The 24,920-nt window shown below is 72.4% G+C and carries 9 protein-coding genes and 1 pseudogene; 8 read left to right on the top strand and 2 right to left on the bottom strand.

Annotation, left to right across the window (positions count from 1 at the left end; all coding sequences use genetic code 11):
- Positions 1-8: 8 nt before the first annotated feature.
- The 7 genes and pseudogenes from IH61_RS42790 to IH61_RS40690 all read left to right on the top strand — a co-directional run bounded on the left by IH61_RS42790 (position 9) and on the right by IH61_RS40690 (position 21,105).
- The gene (locus IH61_RS42790) at positions 9-5,435 is read left to right on the top strand and encodes a type I polyketide synthase (protein WP_078910995.1); all 5,427 of its coding nucleotides are present in this window, start codon (positions 9-11) and stop codon (positions 5,433-5,435) included.
- 114 nt (positions 5,436-5,549) lie between these two features.
- Positions 5,550-11,138 (top strand): annotated as a pseudogene (locus IH61_RS47710) (beta-ketoacyl synthase N-terminal-like domain-containing protein); the annotation flags it as partial.
- A gap of 2 nt (positions 11,139-11,140) precedes the next feature.
- Complete coding sequence (locus IH61_RS0110625; protein ID WP_051836754.1) at positions 11,141-15,970, top strand: type I polyketide synthase; 4,830 nt, start codon at positions 11,141-11,143, stop codon at positions 15,968-15,970.
- Positions 15,967-17,601: an FAD-dependent monooxygenase gene (locus IH61_RS0110620; protein WP_031068121.1), complete on the top strand. Its 1,635-nt coding sequence runs from the start codon at positions 15,967-15,969 to the stop codon at positions 17,599-17,601. Before IH61_RS0110625 ends, IH61_RS0110620 begins: the two co-directional genes overlap by 4 nt.
- 159 nt (positions 17,602-17,760) lie before the next feature.
- The gene (locus IH61_RS0110615) at positions 17,761-18,333 is read left to right on the top strand and encodes an NADPH-dependent FMN reductase (protein ID WP_031068120.1); all 573 of its coding nucleotides are present in this window, start codon (positions 17,761-17,763) and stop codon (positions 18,331-18,333) included.
- A gap of 340 nt (positions 18,334-18,673) precedes the next feature.
- Complete coding sequence (locus IH61_RS48380; protein ID WP_037972238.1) at positions 18,674-19,147, top strand: tyrosine-type recombinase/integrase; 474 nt, start codon at positions 18,674-18,676, stop codon at positions 19,145-19,147.
- A 704-nt stretch (positions 19,148-19,851) separates the two neighbouring features.
- On the top strand, positions 19,852-21,105 hold the full coding sequence (locus IH61_RS40690; RefSeq protein ID WP_078910993.1) for a tyrosine-type recombinase/integrase: 1,254 nt from the start codon (positions 19,852-19,854) through the stop codon (positions 21,103-21,105).
- Between the two features lie 178 nt (positions 21,106-21,283).
- Here the strand turns inward: IH61_RS40690 and IH61_RS0110600 are convergent, their stop codons facing one another.
- Positions 21,284-22,378, bottom strand: a complete 1,095-nt coding sequence (locus IH61_RS0110600; RefSeq protein WP_051836752.1) for a three-Cys-motif partner protein TcmP — start codon at positions 22,376-22,378, stop codon at positions 21,284-21,286.
- Between the two features lie 90 nt (positions 22,379-22,468).
- The gene (locus IH61_RS0110595; protein ID WP_031068113.1) at positions 22,469-23,224 is read right to left on the bottom strand and encodes a DUF5131 family protein; all 756 of its coding nucleotides are present in this window, start codon (positions 23,222-23,224) and stop codon (positions 22,469-22,471) included.
- A 409-nt stretch (positions 23,225-23,633) separates the two neighbouring features.
- Between IH61_RS0110595 and IH61_RS42780 the strand changes: the two genes are divergently transcribed.
- On the top strand, positions 23,634-24,086 hold the full coding sequence (locus IH61_RS42780; protein ID WP_051836750.1) for a hypothetical protein: 453 nt from the start codon (positions 23,634-23,636) through the stop codon (positions 24,084-24,086).
- Positions 24,087-24,920: the final 834 nt, after the last annotated feature.

The raw sequence follows: 24,920 nt of genomic DNA, 5'->3' as shown, positions 1-24,920 counted from the left end.
GTCGGGGAATGTTAGTCAAACATTCGGCGAGCAATTCACATACGGGGAGAACGTTCATGGCGCATGTCGATGATTCCCTTTCCTTAACTTCCAGGGACCCCGTTGTCATTGTGAGCATGGCGTGTCGGTTCCCTGGAGGAGTCGAGTCCCCCGATGATTTATGGCACCTTCTGAAGGACGGGCGATCCACCGCCTCCGCCATGCCGCAGGACCGCGGTTGGAACTTCGACCGCATGTTCCGCCCCGAGGGCAGCGACGCGGGCACCTGCGTCACCCGGTCCGGCTGCTTCATACCCGATCTGGCCGACTTCGATCCGGAGTTCTTCGGAATAGCCGAGCGTGAGGCGACCGCGATGGCTCCGGAGCAGCGGGTCACGCTGCTCACCGCCTGGGAGGCATTCGAACGGGCCGGGATCAGGCCGCAGACCCTGCGCGAACAAGACGTCAGCGTCTTCATGGGCTACTTCGGTACCGACGACTACGGGCCGGCCTGGGACGAGGTGCCGCCCCAGCTGCGGGGACGGGTGCTCACTGGGACCTCGCCCAGCGTCCTGGCCGGCCGGCTCTCCTACGTCCTGGGCCTGCACGGTCCCGCGGTGACGGTGGACACCGCCTGCTCGGGTTCGCTGGTCGCCCTCCACCTGGCCTGCCAGTCGCTGCAGTCCGGCGAGTCGGTGCTCGCCCTGGCGGGCGGCGCGACCTTCCACGCCAGGCCCGGCGTCTTCACCGAGTTCAGCAAGGCCGGCGCCCTGTCGCCAGACGGCATCTGCAAGTCCTTCTCCGACGGCGCGGACGGCACCGGCTGGGGCGAGGGCGTGGGCGTGCTGCTGCTGGCCCGGATGTCCGAGGCCAGGCGCCGCGGTTGGCCCGTCCTCGCCGTCGTCCGCTCGAGCGCCATCAACCAGGACGGCCCCAGCCGCACCCTGACGGCGCCCAACGGCCGGGCCCAGGAGCGCATGATCAGGCGGGCGTTGAGCACCGCCGGCCTGCGCCCCGACGAGGTGGACGTGGTCGAGGCGCACGGCACCGGCACCCCGCTCGGCGACCCGATCGAGGTCGAGGCCCTCCAGGCCGTCTACGGCGAACACCGCCGCGAACGGCCGCTGCTGCTCGGGTCGGCGAAGTCCAACATCGGTCACACCCTGGCCGCGGCGGGCGTGGGCGGCGTCATCAAGACGGTGATGGCCCTGCGCCACGGCCTGGTGCCACCGACCCTGCACGTAGGCGAGCCCAACCGGCGCTTCGACTGGGCGAACAGCGACATCCGCCTGGCGACCGAGGCCACCCCGTGGCCGCAGACCGGGCGGGCCCGCCGGGCCGCCGTCTCGTCGTTCGGCGTCAGCGGCACCAACGCCCACGCCATCCTCGAGGAGGCACCGCCGGAGCCCTCGGACTCCGCGACCGAGGACATGCCGTACACGGCGTGGGTGGTCTCCGGCCGGACCGAACAGGCCCTGCGCGACCAGGCGGCCCGGCTCGGCGAGCACCTCGACCCGACGGCCCGGCTCGCCGACGTCGGCTTCACCCTCGCCGAGGGGCGCACCCGCTTCGAGCACCAAGCGGCGGTCACCGGCGGCTCCACCGCCGAGCTGTGCCAGGCCCTCGACGCGCTGGCCCGGGGCGACGTCCACGAGTCGGTGTTCACCGCGCCCGCACCCAGGACGGACGCCGCCCAGGCGGTCTTCGTCTTCCCCGGCCAGGGCTCCCAATGGGCCGGCATGGGCGTGGAGTTGGCGGCCCGCTCCGAGGTGTTCGCGGGCCGCCTGCGCGACTGCGAGGAGGCCCTCGCCCGCTACTGCGACTGGTCGCTGTCGGACGTGCTGCACCAGGTGCCCGGCGCCCCCGGCCTGGACCGCGTCGACGTGGTGCAGCCCGTGCTGTTCGCCGTCATGGTGTCGCTCGCCGCGCTGTGGGAGTCCTGCGGCATCAAGCCCGCCGCCGTGATCGGCCACTCCCAGGGCGAGATCGCCGCCGCCTGCGTCAGCGGAGCGCTCAGCCTCCAGGACGCGGCCAAGGTGGTGGCCCTGCGCAGCCAGGCGCTGACCGGCCTGCCCGGTGACTGCTCCATGGCCTCGGTGGCACTCGCCCACGGCGAGGTGGAGGAGTACCTGGCCGGACGCGGCTCCTCCCTCTCGGTCGCCGTGGTCAACGGCCCGCGCGCCACCGTGCTGGCCGGGCCGCGTGCGGAGCTGCGCCGGGTGGTCTCCGACCTGGAGGCCGTGGACGTGCGCGCCCGCATGATCCCGGTCGACTACGCCAGCCACTCCCCCCAGGTCGAGGCGGTCCGTGAGGACATGCTGGCGGCGCTGGCCGGCATCACCCCGCGGGCCTCGTCGGTGCCCTTCTACTCCGCGGTCACCGGTCTGCCGATCGACACCGCGGACCTCACCGCCGACTACTGGTACCGCAATCTGCGGGCCCCCGTGCGGTTCGACCTCGCGGTGGCCAGGGCGCTCGAGGACGGTTTCCGGGTCTTCGTCGAGTCCAGCCCGCACTCCGTGCTGACCGCCTCGGCGGAGCAGGTGGCGGAGGCGGCCGGGATCGAGCAGTTCGCCGGGGTCGGCTCGCTGCGCCGGGACGACGGCGGCTGGGACCGCTTCACCCGCTCCCTCGCGACCGCCTACGCGAGCGGCCTGCCGCTGGACGCCGCCGGGGTCTACGGCCCGTGGCAGCCCCGGATGCGGGCGCTGCCGACCTACGCCTTCCAGACCCGCCGACTGTGGCTGGAGCCCGCCGCCGCGTCCGGCGGGACCTTCACCGGCGCGGAGGCGACCGGGCACCCGTGGCTCGGCGCCGCCCTGCCGCTGGCGGAGTCCGGCGGACACGTCCTGACCGGCCGGCTGTCGGGGCGCACCAGCGCCTGGCTGCACGACCACCGGGTCGGCGACCGCGCCGTGGTGCCCGGTGCCGCCGTGGTCGAGATGGTGATCCGCGCCGCCGACCAGGCCGGCTGCGACGGGCTCGCCGAACTCACCCAACACCAGGCCCTGTTGCTGCCCGACGACGAGCCGGTCAGCATCCAGGTCACGGTCGCCGGCGCGGATGACGACGACCGGCACCGGGTCACCGTCTTCGCCCGGCCGGACCGCCCCGACGCCGTCTGGACCAAGCACGCCGAGGGCGTCCTCGACACCCGCGCGGCCGTGCCCGTCCAGCAGCCGGCGGCCGCGTCCTGGCCGCCGCCCGGTGCGGAACCCGTCCCGGTCGAGGAGATGTACGAGCGGTACCGCGGCACGGCCATCGACTACCGGCCGGCGTTTCGGGCGGTCACCGCCGCCTGGCGCTCCGGCACGGAGTTCTTCGCCGAGCTGGCCCTGCCGGCCGGCGTCGGCCCGCAGCCCGGCACCTTCGGCGTGCACCCCGTCCTGCTGGACGCCGCCCTGCACGTCACCGCGCTGGCCCGGCCGGACGCCGAGCGGGACACCACGATGCTGCCCTTCGCCTGGCGCGGGGTGCACCTGCACCGGCAGGGCACGGCGGCGCTGCGCGTGCACGTCGTGGCCGACGAGGACGACTCCTTCAAGCTGAGCCTGTCGGACACCGAGGGACGCCCGGTCCTGACCGTCGGCAGCCTGCTGATGCTGCCGGCGACCAGTCGGCTCTTCGACGACCTGGCGCAGCACCGGGACTCGGTGTTCCGGCAGCTCTGGAAGCCGGTCGCGACGGTGGACCAGAGCGTGTGGCCGGGCGACTGGGCCGTGGTCAAGAGCTCCCTGCCCGACCTGCCCGGTGTCGAGTCCGCGGCCTACCCGGACCTCGACACCCTGCGCGAGGCGGTCGGTGTGACGGGTCGGGCTCCCGGCGTCGTCCTCTGGCCGGTGCAGCAGGGCAACGGGTCGTCGCCCCGGCCGGTGACCTCCGTCCTGGCCCCCCTGCAGCGCTGGCTGGCCGACGAGTCGGTGCTGGCCAGCCGCCTGGTCGTGGTCACCCAGGGTGCGGTCGCCACCGGCGCCGGCGAGACGGACGACCCGGAGGGCGCGGCCGTCTGGGGTCTGCTGCGGTCCGCGCAGTCCGAGCATCCCGACCGGATCGCCCTGGTCGACACCGACGGGCTGCCCGGCTCTCTCGCGGCCTTCGTGCTCGCCGCGACCGGAACGGAGCCGCAACTCGCCGTCCGCGCGGGCAAGGTGACCGCGCTGCGCCTGGTGCGCGCGGTGCCCGACCACCGGGTGGACGGCGCCGACCTCGACCCGGAGGGCACCGTCCTCATCACCGGGGGCACCGGCACGCTCGGCGCGGCGGTGGCCCGGCACCTGGTGACCCGGCACGGCGTCCGCCGGCTGGTGCTGACCAGTCGGCGCGGCCAACAGGCGGCCGGCGCGGCCGAGTTGCGCGACTCGCTCAGCTCGCTCGGCGCCGACGTCCGGATCGAGGCGTGCGACGTGTCGCGGCGTGACGAGGTCGCGAGGCTGCTCGCATGCCTCGGAGCCGACCGTCCACTGACCGCCGTGGTGCACGCCGCCGGTGTGCTGAGCGACAACCTGATCGAGTCGATGTCGCCCGGCGACGTCGACCTGGTCATGGAGGCCAAGGCGGACGCCGCCCGGCACCTGGACGAGCTGACCCGGGAGCAGCCGCTCGCCGCGTTCGTCCTGTTCTCCTCCTGCGTCGCCACGCTCGGCAACGCGGGCCAGGGCAACTACGCCGCGGCGAACGCCTATCTGGAGGCGCTGGCCCGCGCACGGCGGGCGGCCGGGCGGCCGGCCACCGCGATGGCCTGGGGCCTGTGGGCGGAGCGCAGCGAGATGACCGCCCAGGTGGACAGCACCGCGTTCGCCCGGCTGACGCCGGGTGCCGCCATCACCCCGCTGCCCACCGACACCGGCCTGCGGCTCTTCGACGCGGCCCTGGCCGCCGAAGAACCCGCCCTGGTGCTGATGACCATGGCGGCGCCGGCGGCGGACGAGCCGGTCGCGGCCGTCCTGCGGGAGCTGCGCCGTCCCGGACGCCGGCGGGCCGAGACCGCGGCCGCCGCCGAGCGCCCCGCCGAGGACGCCGTGGCCCGCCTGCTGCGCGACCTCGAAGGACGGGACCAGGACGGACGGCTGTCCCTCCTGGTGGAACTGGTGCACACCCATGCCGCGGCGGTCCTGGGCGAAGCCTCGGCGTCGCTGCTGACCGACGACCTGCCGTTCAAGTCGGTGGGCATGGAGTCGCTGGGCGCGGTCGAACTCCGCAGCCGCCTCTCCGCCTCAATGGGTCGGCGACTGGCGTCCACCGTGGTCTTCGACCACCCGACCCCGGCCCGCCTGGCCGCCCACCTCCTCACCGTGCTCAAGCCCGCCGAGGCCGAGGCCACCGCGCCCGTACCGCCGGCGCCGCCGGTCGAGGACACGCCGTCCGTGATCACCGACGAGCAGATCGACGCCATGGACCTGGACGCGCTGCTCGCCCTCGTCACGGCGGACACCGACGACGCCGACGACGCGCACTAGCAAAGGACCCTGATGACCACGCGTGAAGATCAGGCGGTGGAGGCGCTGCGTCGCTCCGTCAAGGAGAACCAGCGGCTCGTCCAGGAGTTGAAGGCCCTGCGGGGCCGAGCCCAGGAGCCCATCGCCATCGTGTCGATGGCCTGCCGGCTGCCCGGTGGCGTGCGGACGCCCAAGCAGCTGTGGCAGGCGCTGGAGGAGGGCGTCGAGGCCGTCTCCACCTTCCCCGAGGACCGCGGCTGGGACCTCGACGCGCTCTACGACCCGACCCCGGGAACCCCGGGCCGCTGCTACACCCGCACCGGCGGATTCCTCGACACCGCCGGCGACTTCGACCCCGCGTTCTTCGGGATCACCCCGCGCGAGGCGATGGCCATGGATCCCCAGCAGCGTCTCCTGCTGGAGACGGCCTGGGAGGTCCTGGAACGCGCCGGCATCCCGCCCGAGCAGCTGCGCGAGAGCGCCACGGGCGTCTTCGCCGGTGCCCTGACCCCGCACTACTCGCCCGGCACCGACCGGGTCCCCGAGCAGTTCGCGGGCTATGTGATGACCGGGAACGAGACCAGCGTGCTGTCCGGCCGGATCGCCTACCACCTGGGACTGGCCGGCCCCGCGATCACCGTGGACACCGCCTGCTCCTCCTCGCTGGTCGCGCTCCACCTGGCAGCCACCGCGCTGCGCACCGGGGAGTGCGACTACGCGCTGGCCGGCGGCGTCACCGTGATGTCCACCCCGGACACCCTGGTCGAGTTCAGCATCCAGCGCGGCCTGGCGGCGGACGGCCACTGCAAGCCGTTCTCGGCGGGGGCGGACGGCACCGTGCTGGGCGAGGGCGCGGGCATGCTGCTGCTCACCCGCCTCAGCGACGCGCAGCGGCTGAACCTCCCGGTTCTGGCTCTGGTCAAGGGCTCCGCGCTCAACCAGGACGGTGCGAGCAACGGCCTCACCGCGCCCAACGGCACGGCACAGCGCCGCCTCATCCGCACCGCGCTGCACAACGCCGGGGTCGCCGCCACGGACGTCGACATGGTCGAGGCCCACGGCACCGGCACCGCCCTGGGCGACCCCATCGAGGCCGAGGCGCTGCTGGCGGTCTACGGCCAGGACCGGCCCGCCGACCGCCCGTTGTGGCTGGGCTCGCTCAAGTCGAACTTCGGGCACCCCCAGGCCGCCGCCGGCGTGGCGGGCGTCATCAAGGCCGTGCTGGCCCTGCGGGCCCGGCGGATGCCGGGGACGCTGCACATCGACGCGCCCTCACCGCACGTGGACTGGGAGGCGGGCCGGGTGCGCCTGCTGGACCACGCCCGCCCCTGGCCGGCCGTGGACCGGCCGCGCCGGGCGGCGGTGTCGTCCTTCGGCATCAGCGGCACCAACGCGCACGTCGTCCTCGAGGAGGCGCCGGCGCGGCCCGCGCCCGCGGCCGCGGCCGCCCGACCGGCCGGGGCCGGCCAGAGCGTCTTCGTGCTCTCCGGCAACGGTGCCGGCGCGCTGCGGGCCCAGGCGGCCCGACTCGACGCACGCCTGGCCGCCCAGCCGGACATCGAGCCGGCCGCACTGGCCCACGCCCTGGCCACCACGCGCACCGCGTTCAGCCACCGCGCCGCCGTCGTGGCCGGCTCGACCGACGAGCTCTCGCAGGCCCTGCGCGCGCTCGCCGACGGCCTGCCGCACGGCCGGCTCGTCACCGACGAGGTCCGGCGCGGCAGGACGGCGTTCCTCTTCGCCGGGCAGGGTGCCCACCGCGCCGGTATGGGCCGGGAGTTGTACCATGCCTTCCCGGTTTTCGCCGAGGCGCTGGACGAGGTGTGCGCGGCCCTGGACCGGCACGGCCCGCGTCCGCTGCGGGAGGTGATGTTCTCCACCGAGCCCGAGGTCGCCGCACTGCTGGGTCACACCGTCCACGCCCAGCCGGCACTCTTCGCCTTCGAGACCGCGATGTGCCGGCTGCTGCGCTCCTGGGGCCTCAATCCCGACGTGCTGCTCGGCCACTCCATCGGCGAGCTCGCCGCCGCCCACGAGGCCGGGCTGTGGAGCCTGGAGGACGCGGCCGCGCTGGTCTCGGCCCGCGGCCGGCTGATGGACGCGCTGCCCGCCGGCGGCGCGATGGGCGCCCTGCAGGCGGGCGAGGCCGAGGTGCTGGCCGAGCTGGAGCGCAGCGGCTCCGGCGCCGTCATCGCCGGGGTCAACGGCCCGCAGGCGGTCGTCGTCTCGGGCCCCGAGGCCGACGTGCTGGCCGCCGTCGCCTCCTGGAAGTCCGCGGGCCGCAAGGCCACCCGGCTGCGGGTCAGCCACGCGTTCCACTCCGCGCTCCTCGAACCGATGCTGGACGCCTTCCGGGACGTCGCGCGGTCCCTCGAGTACCGGCGCCCGCAAACCCCGCTGGTCTCCAATGTGACGGGTGCCCTCGCCCGGCCGGAGGAGCTGTGCACGCCCGACTACTGGGTGCGCCACGCCCGCGAGGCGGTCCGGTTCGCCGACGGGGTCCGCACGCTGCGGGAGCAGTCGGCGGCCACCCTGATCGACGTCGGCCCGGACGGCTCGCTCGCGGCGCTCGCCGCGGGCTGCCTCAGCGACCCGGAGCTCTCCGGCGGCCTGGCCGACACGGCCGCCACCGCCCGGCTGTCGGGCCAGGAGGTCGAGACCGTGCTGCGCGCGCTCGGCACGGCGCACAGCCGGGGTGCCTCGGTCGACTGGGCCGCCGTGTGCGGCCCGACGCCGGGCCTACCGCTCGCCCTGCCGACCTACGTCTTCCAGCACAGCCGGTACTGGTGGCAGCGGCCCACCGCCACCGCCACCGCCACGGCCGAGGCGCAGCAGCCGCAGGAGCTGCCCGCCGCCGCCGACGACGCCCCCGAGGTGCTCACCGGTGACCGGCTGGAGGCCACGGTGCGCGCCCATGTCGCCGCGGTGACCGGCCTGTCCTCCCCGGCGGACGTCGACCCGGAGCTGTCGTTCCTCAGCATCGGTCTGACGTCTGTCGGCGCGCTGGAGCTCCACCGTCGCATCCAGGCCGCCGCCGGCGTCCGGATCTCGACGACCTTCGCCTACGAGCACCCCACTCCGGCGCTGCTCTGCGCCCACCTGGAGGCGACCGCGGCGCGGCAGGCGGGCCCGGCCCGCGCCACGGAGCCGGCCGTCGCCGGCGCCGTGGACACGGCGCACGAGGCCCCGCGTGAGGCCGCGCCCGCTCCGGTGCGGCCGGTCGAGGCCGACGAGCCCGAGGACCCGGACGCCATCGCCATCATCGGCATGGCCTGCCGCTACCCCGCCGGGATCGACGGGCCGCAGCAGCTGTGGGACCTGGTGCGTGACGGCGTCGACGCGATCTCCGGCTTCCCCGAGGACCGCGGCTGGCCGCTCGAGAGCCTGTACCACCCCGACCCCGACCACTCGGGCACCAGCTACACCCGCGAGGGCGGGTTCCTCGCCGACGTCGCCGGCTTCGACGCCTCCTTCTTCGGCGTCTCCGGCCGTGAGGCGTCCGCGATGGACCCGCAGCACCGGTTGCTGCTGGAGACGGCCTGGGAGGCCCTCGAACGGGCTGGCATCGACCCGCTGTCGCTGCGCGGTAGCGCGCTCGGCGTCTACCTGGGGATCGCCCACCAGGACTACCGGCCGCAGAGCGACGAGCACGCCGACGAGATGGCCGGGTACAAGATCACCGGCCTGGCGCCGAGTGTCGCCGCCGGGCGCATCTCCTACCTGTTGGGCGCCCAGGGCCCGGCCATGACGGTGGACACCGCCTGCTCGTCCTCACTCGTCGCCCTGCACCTGGCCTGCCAGTCGCTGCGCCAGGGCGAGAGCAGCATGGCGCTGGCGGGCGGGGCCACCGTGCTGGCCGGCCCGGACGCGTTCATCGGCTTCAGCCGGCAGCGCGGCCTCTCTCCGGACGGCCGGTGCAAGGCGTTCTCGGCGGACGCGGACGGCACCGGCTGGGCCGAGGGCGCCGGCGTCCTGCTACTGGAGCGCCTGGCCGACGCCCGCCGGCTGGGGCACCCCGTGCTGGCCGTGGTCAAGGGCACCGCCATCAACCAGGACGGTGCCAGCAACGGCCTCACCGCGCCCAACGGTCTCGCCCAGCAGGCGGTGATCCGCAAGGCGCTGGCCGACGCTCGGCTGTCGCCCGGCGACGTCGACCTGCTGGAGGCCCACGGCACCGGTACGGCGCTCGGCGACCCCGTCGAACTCAACGCGCTGCTGGCGACCTACGGCGCCGAGCGGGACGCCGAACGCCCGCTGCGGCTGGGCTCGTTCAAGTCGAACATCGGTCACTCCATGGCCGCGGCGGGCGTCGGCGGCGTGATCAAGTCCGTCATGGCGCTGCGCAACGCGTGGCTGCCCCGGACCCTGCACGCCGACCGACCGACCCCGCACGCCGACTGGAGCGACGGAACGGTCCAGCTGCTCACCGAGGCGCTGCCCTGGCCCCGGCGGGAGGCGCCGCGCCGGGCCGCGGTCTCCGCGTTCGGGATGAGCGGCACCAACGCGCACGTCATCATCGAGGAGGCGCGGCCGGCACCCGCCGCCGAGCCGGGCGTCGACCCCTCGCTGGTCGTCTGGACGGTCTCCGCCCCGACCCGGGCGGCGCTGCGCGCCCAGGCGCGGCAGTACGCCGAGCACGCCGACCGCCATCCCGCGGACGCTCCCGCGGCGATCGGCCGGACGCTGACCGCCCGTTCGCTCTTCCGGCACCGCGCCGTGGTGATCGGCGGGGACCGCGCACAGCTGGTCGACGCCGCCCGGGCCCTCGGCGACGGGCGCGCCTCGGCCGCCGTGGTCGAGGGTGCCGCCGCCGCGCGCAAGACGGTGTTCGTGCTGCCGGCCGGGGCCAACGAGAAGCTGCTCGCCGGGTGGCGGGAGTACGGCGTCACCCCGCAGCTGGTGCTCACCGCGGACGATCCGGAGCTGTCGTCGCACCTGGCGGCGGCGGTCACCGACGGCCACAACCTGATCGTGCAGTGCGTCGCCGAGCTGTCCGTGCTGGGCCTGGTGCAGCGGGTGGCCGCCGAGGCGGGCCCCAAGGTCGCCGTCGCGCGGTGCGCCGTCGCCCCCGATCCGGCGAACGAGCACTTCGTCCGGGCCCTGGCCCAACTGCACGTCAGCGGCGTTCCGGTCGACTGGTCCGCGCTGCTGGGCCGGCGTCAGGGGCCGGAGGTCGAGTTGCCGACCTACGCGTTCCAGCGGTCCCGCTACTGGGCGATGGAGGCGCCGTCACCGGCGGCCGGGCAGCCGCCCGTCGCCCGGCCCGCGCAGCCCGTAACGCCGGCCGTCCCCGCGCCCCACGGCAGCTCGGCCGCGTGGGACGTCGAGGGCGAGGAACGGTACGAGGCGCTGCTCTCCCTGGTCTGCGAGCGGGTCGCCGACCTGCTGGGGGTGGAGGCCGACGAACTCGACCCGGAGGACGGCTTCTTCCAGCAGGGGCTGGACTCGCTGATGGCCACCCGGCTGCGGCGGGAGCTGGAGACGCAGATCGACGCCGTGCTCCCGGCCACGCTGCTCTTCGACCGGCCGAACGCCGCCGCGCTGGCGTCGTTCCTGGCCGAGCGGGTCGCGGTGGTGACGCCGGTGGCGGCGGCCGCGCCGGAGCCGGCGCCCGAGGTGCCGGCCCGGGAGCCGGCCGAGGAAGTGGACGAAGACGATCTGCTCGCCCTGTTGGAGGCGGAGATCGCCCGTGCGGAGAACGTTCGTGAAGGGATGGGCCTGTAAAAATGAGCACCACTGACGACCCGACGAAGCAAGCCGTCTCCCGGGCACTCTCCGAGATCGTCCGGCTGCGGACCGCGCTGGAGAGCCAGGAGAAGGCCCGCACCGAGCCGATCGCCGTGGTCGGCATGGCCTGCCGGGTGCCCGGCGCCGACACCCCGGACGCCTACTGGGACCTGCTGCGGGCCGGCACCGACGCGGTGACCGAGATCCCGCCCTCGCGCTGGGACAACGACGCCTACTACGCCGCCGACCCCGACGCCAAGGGCACCATCCGGACCCGCCGGGCCGGCCTGGTCGAGGACGTGGACCGGTTCGACGCCGCGTTCTTCGGGATCTCGGCCCGCGAGGCCGCCCACATGGACCCCCAGCAGCGGATGTTCCTGGAGACCGGCTGGGAGGCGCTGGAGAGCGCGGGCATCGCGGCCGACCGCCTGGCCAAGAGCCGCACCGGCGTCTACGTGGGGGTGACCGGCAACGACTACTGGCAGTCCCTGATGAGCCGGCTGCCGCTGGAGAGCCTGGACGCCTACGCCCTGACCGGGCACGCCTCCACCTTCGCCGCCGGGCGGCTGTCCTACTGGCTCGGGCTGCAGGGTCCGAGCCTGTCGGTCGACACCGCCTGCTCGTCCTCGCTGGTCTCCGTCCACCTGGCCTGCCAGAGCCTGCGGGCCGGCGAGAGCGACCTCGCGCTGGCCGGCGGCGTCAACGCGCTGCTCGCCCCGGAGGCGTTCGTCGTCCTGTCGCGCGCCAACATGCTCTCGCCCGACGGGCGTTGCGCGACCTTCGACGCCTCCGCCAACGGCTACGTGCGCGCCGAGGGCTGCGGTGTGCTCGTCCTCAAGCGCCTGTCGGCCGCGCAGGCGGACGGCGACCGGATCCTGGCCCTGATCCGCGGTTCCGCCATCAACCAGGACGGCCGCAGCAGCGGCATCACCGTGCCCAACGGCCAGGCCCAGCAGGACGTCGTCCGGGAGGCCCTGGACCGGGCCCGGGTGCCGCACTCGAGCATCGGCTACGTGGAGGCGCACGGCACCGGGACGCCGCTGGGCGACCCCATCGAGATCGGCGCGCTGGCCGCCGTCCTCGGGCCGGGGCGCGAGGCCCCGCTGGTGGTCGGCTCGGCCAAGGCCAACATCGGCCACCTGGAGGCCGCCGCGGGCATGGCGGGCATCATCAAGACCATCCTGGCGCTGCGGCACGAGGAGATCCCCCCGCAGCCGCACCTGCGGAACGTCAACCCCGCGATCGACCTGGCGACGCTGCCGGTCGAGTTCCCGCTGGCCGTCAAGCCGTGGCCGCGCTCGGAGCAGCCCCGGCTGGCCGGCGTCAGCTCGTTCGGCGCCAGCGGGACCAACGCCCACGTGGTGCTCGAGGAGGCGCCCGCCCAGCAGCCGCGGCCGGCGGCACCGGCTGACACCGAGCACGTGGTGACGCTGTCGGCCCGCACGCCCGCCGCGCTGCGCGCGCTGACCGAGCGCTGGGTCGACAAGCTGGCCGCCCTCGGTGACGACGCCGATGTGGCCGGCCTGGCCGCTGCCGCCAACACCGGCCGGGCACGCTTCGGCCACCGCCTCGCCGTGCGCGCCGGCTCCCCCGACGCGCTGCGGGACCGGCTGCGGCGGCACCTCGACGCCGAGGAGGTCGCCGAGGTCCGCACCGGCGAGGTGCCGGCGGGACGGCGCCCCAAGGTGGGCTTCCTCTTCACCGGGCAGGGCTCCCAGTACCAGGGCATGGCCATGGAGCTCCACCGGACCGACCCCGGGTTCCGCGACGACCTCGACGAGTGCGCCGCGCTGCTCACCGACCACCTCGACCACCCGCTGCTGTCCGTGCTGGCCGGCGAGCACGGCACCGAGGGGCTGATCGACTCGACGCGCTACACGCAGCCCGCGCTGTTCTCCGTGCAGTACGCGCTGGCCCGGCTGTGGATGCGCTGGGGCGTCCGGCCCGCCGCGATGGCCGGCCACAGCATCGGGGAGTACGCGGCGGCCTGCGTCGCCGGGATGTTCGATCTGAAGTCCGGTGTGGCGCTGGCGGCGGAGCGCGCCCGCCTGATGTCCGAACTGCCGAGCGGCGGCGCCATGGTGGCCGTCTTCGCGGGCCAGGACCAGGTCGCCGAGGCGATCCGGGCGCACTCCGACGCGCTGGCGATCGCCGCGGTGAACGGCCCCGAGCACACCGTGGTCTCCGGGGCCGAGGGCCCGCTGGAGGAGGTGGCGGCGGCGTTCGCGGCCGCCGGTGTCCGCACCCGTCGGCTGACGGTGTCCCACGCGTTCCACTCGCCGCTGCTGGATCCCGTGCTGGACGCGTTCCAGCGCAGCGCCGAGCAGTTCTCGTACGGGCGGGCCCGGATCCCCCTGGTCTCCACCCTGACCGGTGACACCGTCACGGCCACCACCTTCGACGCCGGCTACCTGCGCGACCACGCCCGCCGGCCCGTTCAGTTCGATCGGGCGCTGCGCAAGCTGGTGGAGCTGGGGTGCCGGACGTTCGTCGAGATCGGCCCCCACCCGCACCTGTCCGGGATGGCGCGCACCATCCTCCCCAGTGACGAGTACCGCTGGCTCGCCGGCATGCGCCGCAAGCACGACGACCGGCGGGTCCTGCTGGATGCCGCGGCGGCGCTGCACACCACCGGTACCGACATCGACTGGGCGGCGGTCGACCACGGCGCCCCCCGGAGCGCCGACCTGCCCACCTACCCGTTCGAGCGCAAGCGGCACTGGTTCACGGGCGGCGACGGGCCGGCCGACCGGCCGTCGTCCGGCTCCCCGGCCGCGAGCCGCAGCCTGATCGGCACCCGGCTGTCCTCCCCGCTGGAGGAGGTCCAGTTCCGGGCGGTGCTCTCCCCCGCCGTGCACCCGTGCCTCACCGAGTGCGTGTCGGACGGCGTCGCCATCGTGAACGCGGGCTTCTACGTGGAGAGCCTGCTCCAGGCGTTCGAGACGCTCACCGGCTCCCCCCGGGCCACCATCGAGGGCTTGGTCATCCCGCGCGCCCTGACGATGCCCGACGAGGGCTCCGTCACCACCCAACTCACCTTGTCCGGCGAGGCGTTCAGCTATCACAGCCAGGTCCCGGGCGGGACCGAGTGGGACCTCCACGCACGCGGCACCGCCAGCGCGGTGGCGTCGGACGGGCCGGCGGTCCCCGCCGCCGAGTTGGCCGCCGTGGCCGAGCGCTGCCCGTCGAAGATCACCGCGACGGACTTCTACGACAACCTGCGCAGCCGCGGCCTCGACCTCGGCCCGTCCGCGCGCTGGCTCAGCAACATCTCCCGGCGGGACGGCGAGGCACTCGCCCGGATGCGCCCTGCGGACGAGGCCGAGCGGGCGCTCGGCTACCGGCTGCACCCCGGCGTCGTCGACTCCGCGCTGCAGCTGCTGTTCGCCTGCCAGCCAGAGGCCGACAGTCGCGACGGCGTCCTGATCATGGTGGAGCTGGGACGTTTCGAGTACTTCGGCCACGACGGCGGACCGCTGTGGTGCCACGCGCTCGTGACGGACAGCCCGGCCGGCTCCAGCACGGTGATCGCCGACGTGACCCTGGTCGCGGAGGACGGGCGGTGCACGGCCCGGATCAGCGGCGTGCACGTGCGCACCATCAGCAGCGAGACCCTCACCGCCACCATCGCCGCCGGCCGCAGTGCCGCCCCGCGCGCCGTGCGGGCAGCCGCCGGTCCGAGCGGTGCACAGGCCGCCGCCGAGCGGGAGCGGCTGGTGGAACTGCTGCGGTCGGGCGGGGAGGACGAGGCCAGGCAGCGGATCCGTACCGGCCTGCGCCGGGCCGCGGCCGCGGTGCTGGGCGGCAGCCCCGAGGAGATCGATGCCGACGGCGTCCTCTCCGAGCAGGGGATGGACTCGCTGCTGGCGATGGAGCTCAAGGCCCGGGTGGCCAAGAACTTCGACGTGTCGCTGCCCAGCATTCTCTTCTTCGACGGCCCGAGCCTGTCCCGCCTGGAGACCGGCATCCTCGACGCCCTCACCCCCGGTGCGGCGGCGGCCCCGGTCGCCGCCCACCTTGTGCCGTCGCAGCGCTCCGGCCCCGGCGGCATGCAGATCACCGAGTACGGCAGCGGCGTGCCGATCGTCTTCGTGCACGGCGGGGCGTTCGGCGCCCTGGACTCCTGGCAGACCCAGCTGTCCCTCGCGGACCGCTGGCGGCTCGTCCTGGTGTCCCGTCTCAACTACGACGGGAGCGACACCAGCGAGCGCGAGGACTACCTGGAGGACGCCCGGCTGCTCACCGACCTGCTGAAGGAGCAACTGCCCGGCGGCGTCCACCTGGTGGCGCAGTCCTACGGGACGCTGGGCGCGCTGCACGCCGCCGCCGCGGTGCCCGGGGCGGTGCGCTCGCTCACCCTGATCGAGAGCGCGGCCAGCGTCGTCGCCCGCGGCAGCGAGGCCGTCGACGCCTACGAGAGGTCCATGCGCGACCTGGTCGCCGATCCGCCCGCCGACCCCGAGGCGTTCTTCCGGGCCTTCTTCGCCGGTATCGAACCCACCGCGACCTTCCCCAGCCCGCTGCCGGCCGCGCTGGCGGACTTCGCGAACCGGGTGGGGACGGCGCGCGTCGCCTGGCCCTGGGATGCCGAGATCCCGGAGCAGCAGGTGCGGGCGGCGGCGTTCCCCACGCTGGTCGTCACCGGCGGCGAGCGCCCGCTCTTCGAGGAGATCGGCGACGCCCTCGCCGAGCGGCTGGCCGCCCAGCGGTCGGTCGTCCCCGGCGGCCACGGGACGCAGAACACCGGCGCGCCCTTCAACACCCTGCTGACCGAATTCCTGCACCGCGCCGACTCCCGCGCGGACGACAACGCCGAGGTGACCTCGTGACCCCGATCCACTCCACCAGCGTCCTCATCGCGGGCGGCGGCCCCGTCGGCCTGGCGACGGCGGTCGAGCTCGGCACCCGCGGCATCGACTGCACCGTGCTGGAGCCGCGCACCGTGATCGCGCCGCTGCGCCCGCGCGCGAAGTCCAGCAGCGCCCGGACCATGGAGCACTTCCGCCGCTGGGGCCTGGCCGACCGGCTGCGCAAGGCCGCATCGCTGCCGGTGAGTTTGTCCCAGCAGGCGGTGTACTGCAGCACCCTGCTGGGTCATGAGATCACCCGCGTCGACGAGTGCTTCGGCCTCACCGCCGGTCGCCGGGACGTGTTCAGCGAGTCCGGGCAGCAGGTCGCCCAGCCCGTCGTGGAGACGGTGCTGCGCGAAGCGATCGCCGAACTCCCCACGGTGCGACTGGCCCTGGGCTGGAAGCTGACCGGCTGCAGCCAGACGGACAGCGCCGTGCTGGCCGAGGCGACGGACGAGAACGGCGAGGCGCGGCAGATCACCGCCGACTACCTGGTCGGCTGCGACGGCCCCGACAGCACCACCCGGGCGGCCATCGGCGGTCGCCTGGAGGGTACCGCCGACGCCCGGGCCAACCGCAGCATCATCTTCCGCGCCCCCGGGCTGGCGGAGCGGGTGCCGCACGGCCCCGCCGTCCACTACTGGATCGTCAACTCCCGCTTCACCGGCGTCATGGGCCGGATGAACCTGGAGGACGTCTGGTGGATCAACGTCAGCGCCACCACCATGGAGCAGGACGGCCTGATGACGCCCGAGGCCCTGGTGCAGGCGTACGTCGGCGCCCCCCTGGACTGCGAGGTGCTGGCTACCAGCACCTGGCACGCCCGGATGCAGCTCGCCGACAACTACCAGCGGGAGCGCATCTTCCTGGCCGGTGACGCGGCCCACCTCAACCCGCCGTGGGGCGGCCACGGTTACAACACCGGGGTCGGCGACGCCGTGAACATCGGCTGGAAGCTCGCGGCCGCCCTCCAGGGGTGGGGCGGCCCGGAGCTGCTGCGCAGCTACCAGACGGAGCGGCGCGCGGTGGCGCAGGAGACCATCGCGCTGACCACGGCCACCATGCGGGCCTCGGTGGCGATGCGACCCACCCCCGCCCTGGAGAGCGACGGCGCCGACGGCGAGCAGGCGCGGAGCGAGCTGGCCAAGATCGTCTGGCGCACCATGGAGGGCGAGTTCCACAGCCTCGGCCTGGTCCTCGGCTACGCGTACCCGCACTCGTCGGTGGTCGTCCCGGACGAGTCCGATGCCTCGGACGACATCCCGGTCGTCGCCTCGCTCATCGACTACGAGCCGTCCACCCGCCCCGGAGCCCGGCTGCCGCACGCCTGGCTCCCGGACGGCCGGTCCCTCTACGACCTGCTCGGCGCGGGCCTGACGCTGCTGGTCCACCAGGAGTCGGACATCGAGGCGTGGGCGGAGACGGCCGAGCGCCGCGGCGTCCCGCTCACCGTGGTCCGCCTCGACGGCCTGCTGCCGGCACCCGACAGTGGGACCGCCGCCCTGCTGGTCCGCCCCGACCAGCACATCGCCTGGCGGGGCACCGGCAAGCCGCTCACCGCGGACGAGGCCGACGCCGTCCTCGCCCGGGTCACCGGAATGCCGGGATGATCCGGGGTCGATTTCCCGGAAAAAGCTACCCAAACTTCGCGAGACGACTTCGCTGGGTCAAACAGCGGACACCGCACGAAGCAAATTGCTATCCTCTTCAACTACTGCCCTCGGGCAACTGGGCATGGATTCCTGAATACATCGTGCATGAGGAGAAGAATGACCAAGCTGGGCATTATCATCGCAAGCACCCGCCCCGGCCGGATCGGTCTGCCGATTTCGCAGTGGATGGCCGAGGAGGCGCGTTCCCACGGTGGTTTCGACGAGGTTGAGCTGATCGACCTCGCGGAGATAAACCTCCCCTTCTTCGACGAGCCGCACCACCCCCGCCTCCGCACCTACATTCACGACCACACCGTCAAGTGGAGTGAGCTGGTCGACGGTGTCGACGCCTTCATCATGGTGACGCCGGAGTACAACTACGGCATCAGCGCGGTCCTGAAGAACGCGATCGACTACCTGAACGCGGAGTGGGCCTACAAGGCCGTCGGATTCGTCAGCTACGGCGGCGTCTCCGCAGGTACCCGTGCGGTTCAGATGACGAAGCAGGTGGTCTCCACGCTGCGCATGATGCCCGTGCTCGACGCGGTGTCGCTGCCGTTCGCGATGAACAACGTCGACGAGGACGGTTACCACCCGAACGAGATCGCCACCGGTGCGGCGAAGGCCATGCTCGACGAGCTGGTGAAGGTCGATGAGCAGCTCCGTGGACTGCGGAATTCCGCTTCCTGAATTATTGAGGTGACCGAACCAAGGCATCCGTGAATCGGGCGGCAGGGCCCTGTGGGGCACTGCCGCCCGATTCTCCTTGTCATCGGGGAAGGGCAGCCGCTTCCGAACGGTCAACGGAAATTCCTTTGCCCCAGGGAATCACCGACGCATACTCCCCTCGGGCCTGCAGCCCCGGCGCGTCACCGATACCGCCGGCAGTGAGCAGAGGCCGTCCCATGGAACCCTGCCCCTACCGAGAACCTCATCCGTCCTGGTGAGAGAAGGGTGCACAAGTGCCGACCTCGTCAGTCGGGTCGGCGCTCTGGCAGAGCCGACGAGCTCCGCGGCATGATGATCGACCGTGCTGCTACGACTGGCGTACCTGGGTGTGACGAACGCGTTCGCGATGCTGCGACTGTTGTCGATGAGCGACCGCGAGAAGGACATGGAGATCCTGGCCCTACGCCATCAGATCACCGTTCTGGAACGGCAGCTGAGCGGCCAGCGGGTCCTCAACCACTTCCACCGCCTCTGCCGCGAATTCGGCGTCCCCCGCACCACCGTCCACGACCTTCGCCACCTCGCGGCCACCATCTCCATCACCGCCGGCGTCCCCCTCACCGTCGTCTCCAAGACCCTCCGGCACGCCACCCTGTCCACCACCGCGAACATCTACGGCCACCTCACCACCCAGGCCGCCCGCGACGCCGTCGACCACGCCCTCACCTCAGCCGGCCCCATCGAACTCCCAGGCCCACGCACACCCGGGGATCACACCACCCGAGTCCACAACCAGAGGGTCGTCACCAGAACCCAGCTACGGAAGGCAAGTTGAGGCACCGCGCCCCCTGGCGCGCTCGGCTCGGGCGAAAACCCGCCCTCACAATGCACTCACAAGGCCCCGAAAACGCGTCAAGGCCGCTCCCACCATCCGGTGGAAACGGCCTACGACCTGCAGTTAAGCAAGTCGGGACGACAGGATTTGAACCTGCGACCCCTTGACCCCCAGTCAAGGGGTTCACTTATTGTCGACAGCCGAGACCCCGAGGTATCGGCCTTCTTGTTGCTCAATCACCATGAGGTGCACGTGAGTTGGGACTTCTCTGCGGAAGTGGCGCTGCGGACTGCTGACCGTGGCTCAGCGTTTACTTTGCGCACAAGCGTCCGTTTTCGACCATCAGCGTTCATGGGCGCTCATCCCGTGTGGTCCCAAAATGGTCCCCAGGCCGACCACTCCACCGCGGATACTGCCTGTGATCGAGACCTGTCGGGCCTTCAGCAAGCGGCCTCACGCCAGCCCGGCTGCCCTCATGCCGACGCCGCCAGCCGACCCACGGGGCCGGCGCCTGCGGGCGGATCACGGTCGCTTACCCACTGGTCACGGATGGTGATCTTCCGGGCGGTGTGTCGTCTTGAGCGTGTCTTCGCCGTGTGGTGCTGAATGCTTCGCGCACCGCCCCGCGCGCTCTGCCGCCACACTCAGCACAGCAGCCACTCTGGTCTCAGAGGCACCACCCAGTCCGAGAGAAGGAGAAGTTCATGGGACAGCGTGCGCAGCGGGGTCGGGTGTACCGACGGTGTGGTTGTTCGGACAGTCACGGGAGGCAGTTGGGGCCGTGGTGTCCGCGGCTGGCCGGGGATCTGAAGCACGGGAGGTGGACGTACTGCGTCGACCTTGCCCCCGAGGACGGGAATCGCAAGACCCGCCGGCGCGGTGGGTTCGCCACCCGCGCCGAGGCGGCCCGGGAGATGAAGGCGGTGCTGAACGGTGAGCTGCGGGGCGTCTACGAGGACCGCCGTACGACGGTGGCGAGCTTCCTGAGGCAGTGGCTGGCGGCGAAGAAGGAGGAGCTCGCGCCGAACACCTACGCCGGGTACGAGGACTGCGTCGAGCGGGATCTCGTCCCCGCCTTCGGCCAGTGCCGGCTGCCCGATCTGCGGCCCAAGCACGTCGACGCCTGGGTGGCCGCGCAGCGCAAGGTCGGCCGGGGTCGGGTCACGGTCTACCGAGTGGTCTCGACGCTGCGCAACGCGCTGAACCACGCGGTGCGCACGTGGCGGCTGCGCTACAACCCGGCCAAGCACAGTGTTCCGCCCAGGCCCCGCGCCGCGGAGCGCACCTGCTGGACCCCGGACGAGGCCGCGGCGTTCTTGCGCCACAACGCGGAGCACTACGCGGACCGGCTGGGCGACTTGTTCGAGGTCATGCTCGGCACCGGCATGCGCCGCGGCGAGATCCTGGCCCTGCACTGGTCCGACGTCCACCTCATGGACCGCAAGCTCTACGTCCGCTGGACCCTGGCGGCCGTCAACAACAACGGCATCCTCTTCCGCGAGCCCAAGACCGAGGCCAGCCGCGCCTGGATCAGCCTCTCCCCCAGAGCCATGGCCGCCCTTCACCGCCAGGCCGCGTTCCAGATGGCTGCCCACCCCGAAAGGCGCCTGGAGGGCCTTGTCTTCGCCAACCCGGACGGCTCACCGCTTCGCCCGCAGTGGGTCCTCGACCAGCTCCGCAAGCGCTCCGCCGAACTCGACCTCCCCAGGATCGGGCTGCACGACCTGCGCCACACCGCCGCCAGCATCATGATCGCCGAAAGCATCCCCATCGCCGTCGTCTCCAAGACCCTCCGGCACTCCACCCTCGCCATCACCATCAACCTCTACGGCCACCTCCTCAAAGACTCCGCCGACGAAGCCGTCGACGCACTCGCCTCCGCACTCGACCGTGCGGACGCCGAGGTCGCCGACCAGCCCGCTTCATCGGTCGACCACCACTTCGGCAAGGCGGCGTAGGCAGTCGGGTGTCAGGCCCTCGTACCCGGCCGCTGATCGGCCGGGTACGAGCCACTGGTCTCCGTGGCCGTTGCTTTGGTCGCGCGGCGACGTAGCTCGTGCGGCAGCGAGGCGAGGCGCCGCCAGGCACTGGGATCGCCCGCATCGGCACCCACTTGGGGGCAAGGCCCTCGAACCGTCAGAACAACGCGTCCTGGCGCACGGCGGTGACGGTACTGGTGCCGGTGATCCGACCCGGGGAAACGTTGACCTCCTCCTGGTCGCGCATCCGTTTGAGGAGCGGTATGACCTGGGTCGGGCGGTAGACGGTCTCCAGGAGGGCGAACTTCTTGAGCTGGTCGACGCTGCGGGCTGCCGCCACGGTGCTCAGGTGGTCGAGCAGGATGCGGCGCAGCGGTCCGGTGTCCGGTTCGAGTTCGAGCTCGAGGGCCTGCTGGTTGGGGTCCTTGGGGTCGCGGTAGCGGACGCCGGAGGTGGTGTCGACGACCCACATGGCGTCTTTCATCTTCTCCACGCCTCGTTCGTGGCGGGTGCCGAAGATCAGGTAGAGGAGGTGGCCGGCTTCGTCGATCATCTCGAAGACGAGGGTGTGCTGGAAGCCGGCGCGTCCGAGGGACTCGCGGTAGCGGTCGCGCAGGTAGGCGGCTTTCCGGGATGACGGCTGCTGGAAGACGCCGTGCCATTGGGTGCCGCCGAAGAAGGCGTCTCCGGCTGAGCGGTGGTGCTCGGCCTTCTCGGAGAACCGTACGAGGAAGGCGGGTTGGAAGGTGACCATCACCTCGCTGCGGTGTTGGGTGGCGATCCGTTGCAGCAGGGGGAAGGGGACGTCCGGGCCGCCGAAGCCGTCGAGGAGGACGAACATGGGGTGGTGGAGGCTGCCGGTCCGGTCCAGTTGCTGCAGCAGGTCGGGGTGGCACTGGCCCTGGGCGATGTGTACGTCGAGCCGGTCGCCTCGGCTGCCGGACGAGTCGACGGCTGCCGCGATGCGGCGTTCCAGCTCGGTCTTGCGCCGGCCGTTCTCCTCGACCAGCACCATCTTCACCCTTTGGGGGCTGCGCCGAAGCGCTCCGGAGAAGACCTGGTGGGCAATGACAGGCGAGCCTGGCTCGCCGTCCCGGTAGATGCCAGGGCCTGCGAACCCTTCGGCGTAGGTGACGACTTCGTTGCGGCTGAGCATGATCGGTGCCCAGGCTTGGAGGTAGCGCCGCAGCAGGGCGTGCTTGGCGGCGGTGTGCGGATCGCGTGGCCAGATGACGTCCTTCGGTGCCGCCATGTGTCTCCCCGGTACGGTGAGCCGTCGCTGCCGGTGGCAGGATCACACAATCGTCACGGCGCGACCAGGGGGCGTGCGTGGCGCACTGGATCAGGAGGCGGTGAGCGGCTCCCGTGCGGGCATCTCGTCCCAGGTCCGGCCGTTGAGGTCGCGGCCGCGGGCCTTGGGGTTTCGGCCGCCCCACTGCTTGAAGAAGAACGGCACGCCGGCCGTCTGGCAGGCGTCGCGGATTCCGGTGACCCATGCGGGGTCCATCGGACGGTGGTGGGGGCCGGACTCACCACCGGCGATCACCCAGCCGATGCCGTCGAGATCCAGGCCCGGCAGCGGTCCGAGCAACGGCTCCAGCGAGAGGAACCGGACCGCGGCCGGGACGGCTCTCAAGTCGTCGACGCGACCGAGCTGACTCCCGTCCTCGACCGACACGCCCATCCAGAGATTGCCGGGCCACTCCAGCCGGTCGGCGACCCGGCGCAGCCGCAGGGATCGCTTCGTCAGTACCTGATAGGTGTGCTGGGGAGTGTCGGCGATGATTTGGAACACGTCCCGGACGAACGGCAGCGGCACCCGGGCGTGGAAGAGGTCGCTCATGGAGTTCACGAACACGACCCGGGGGCTGTGCCATCGCCTCGGGATGTCGAGGGCGTCCGGGTGCAGTGCAAGTCCGAAGCCGGGGCCGGACGTTCGCGAGTCTCCGTCCGTCTGGTACTTGGCGGCGCCCATCGCCTTCAAACGCTTGGCCAGGGTCAGGGCGTAGCAGTTGTCGCAGCCGGCGGACACGCGGTCGCAGCCGGTGGTCGGATTCCAGGTTGCTTCCGTCCACTCGATAGCGCTTCGATCGCTCACTGCCGCTCCTCGCCATCGGGCCGGGCCTCGCGCCGTCCGCCGCCTGGCGGACGCCGCCAAGCCCCTACCTTCCTCCGCGGACACTACTGGTGTCGAACCCGCTGGCCAGAGCCGTTCTGCTGCCCAGCACAGGACGCTGGCCCGGGATTGCGGGCGTCACGCCAGCCCGACGACCCTCGCGCCTCCGCAAGCGCACCGACGAGGTCGAACTGACCTGCCGGGCGCTGGCATCTTGGAGCCCGAAGCTCTGGATCGCTGGTCCTCCGACAGGGAAAGGAAGTTGGCCGATCATGCGGCGAAGTGTGACGTGCACCACCGATAATTGATCGAATACGAATGGCCCTTCAGGCGTCTGCCGCGGGCAGGATTGCATGGCACACGAAGGGGCTTGTCGGGTATAGATAGGGCCATGGCGAACGTGACCCCGCACCTCCTCGTGCTCCTCCTGGCAGCCTGCGTACTCGGCCCTCTGCTGCTGGTATCGCGGGTACGGAGCCGACGGCGCCAGGAGGCACTGGCCTCCCAGTGGACTTGGCTGTTGCGTGAGCAGGAGGCCCACCACGGGGCCGGCACCCGAATGCTGCGGGTGGCGAACGTCTACCAGCGAGGCAAGCGCGGGTCGAAGGCAGTGGTCCACTGGTGCGACTCCGGCGACACCCACGATGCCTGGTTCGAAGGCTGGCACGTCCCGCCGGGCGCCTTCGTGCTGGTGACGGGCGGCGTGGGCGTGGGCTGGGGACCCCACAACCGGATCGAAAACGTGCTGTACATCGAGCCCCGGCACGTACGCGGCTGGGTTCCCTTCACCGCCCCCGGGGCATGGCAGCGGCAACAGTCCCGAAACGCGGGCACCAACCGCTGAACCCGAGCGACCCGGCTCGCGAATTTGTACGGCGAGCCCGAAAGGGAGTTGATCAGCCACCACGCAGGTTGGGGGACCTCCGTTTCGGCCAGGGGCGGTGGCTGTCCGCTTGCCGCGCTACTGTCCAGGCCGTGAAGAACCACGACAGCCACAACGCGGTCCATGGTGGGCAGGTCAATGGAACTCTCATTCAGGCAGGGTCCGTCCATGGCGGCATACATGTGATGAATAGGGCGATCAGGCGCGCCTACTGGAGCTGGACGGGCTTGCTCTGGCGGTTAGTGGCATCGCTGGCCGGATGCGCAGCTGTGTACGGTCTGACGCACGGAGGCACCCCACTCTCAGGGCTGGCCGCAGCCTGCAGCAGTCTGGCTGCTCCTTCCGAATGGACGGTTCCCATCACAGCCTGGGTTGCGTCACACTCCATTGGAATTTCGTTCGTCGCCACAGCATTGGTCGCGCTCGGCATCCTTTCCCTACCACAACCCCCTCATGACGGCTGGGACGTGGGGAAGTCCCTGGACTGGCGCGGCCCGTCGACGACCGTGCTGGCTGCCTCGGCTCTAACCCAGTGTGGCTGGAGTTGGTGGACGGTCCTCAATATCGGGGTGGTCGGCGTCTGTGGTCTTTGGATCGCGGGCAGGAATCCCCGTGGCCTCCGGGACAGGTGGAGCATCGTTTCGGCCTCTGTGGTGTGTCTCGTCCTTGCCCTCGTGTTTGCCCCGCTGTACATCGGCCTGTGGCTCTTCACCCGCGACGAACCCAGGCAGGTGTAAGTCTGGGCTGGATCAGCGCGGCACGGGTACTGACTCACCGCCTGCTCCGGGCAGAAGC

The organism is Streptomyces sp. NRRL WC-3742, from assembly GCF_000720635.1.
Lineage (GTDB): Bacteria > Actinomycetota > Actinomycetes > Streptomycetales > Streptomycetaceae > Kitasatospora.
This window is presented reverse-complemented; position numbering and strand designations above follow the sequence as displayed.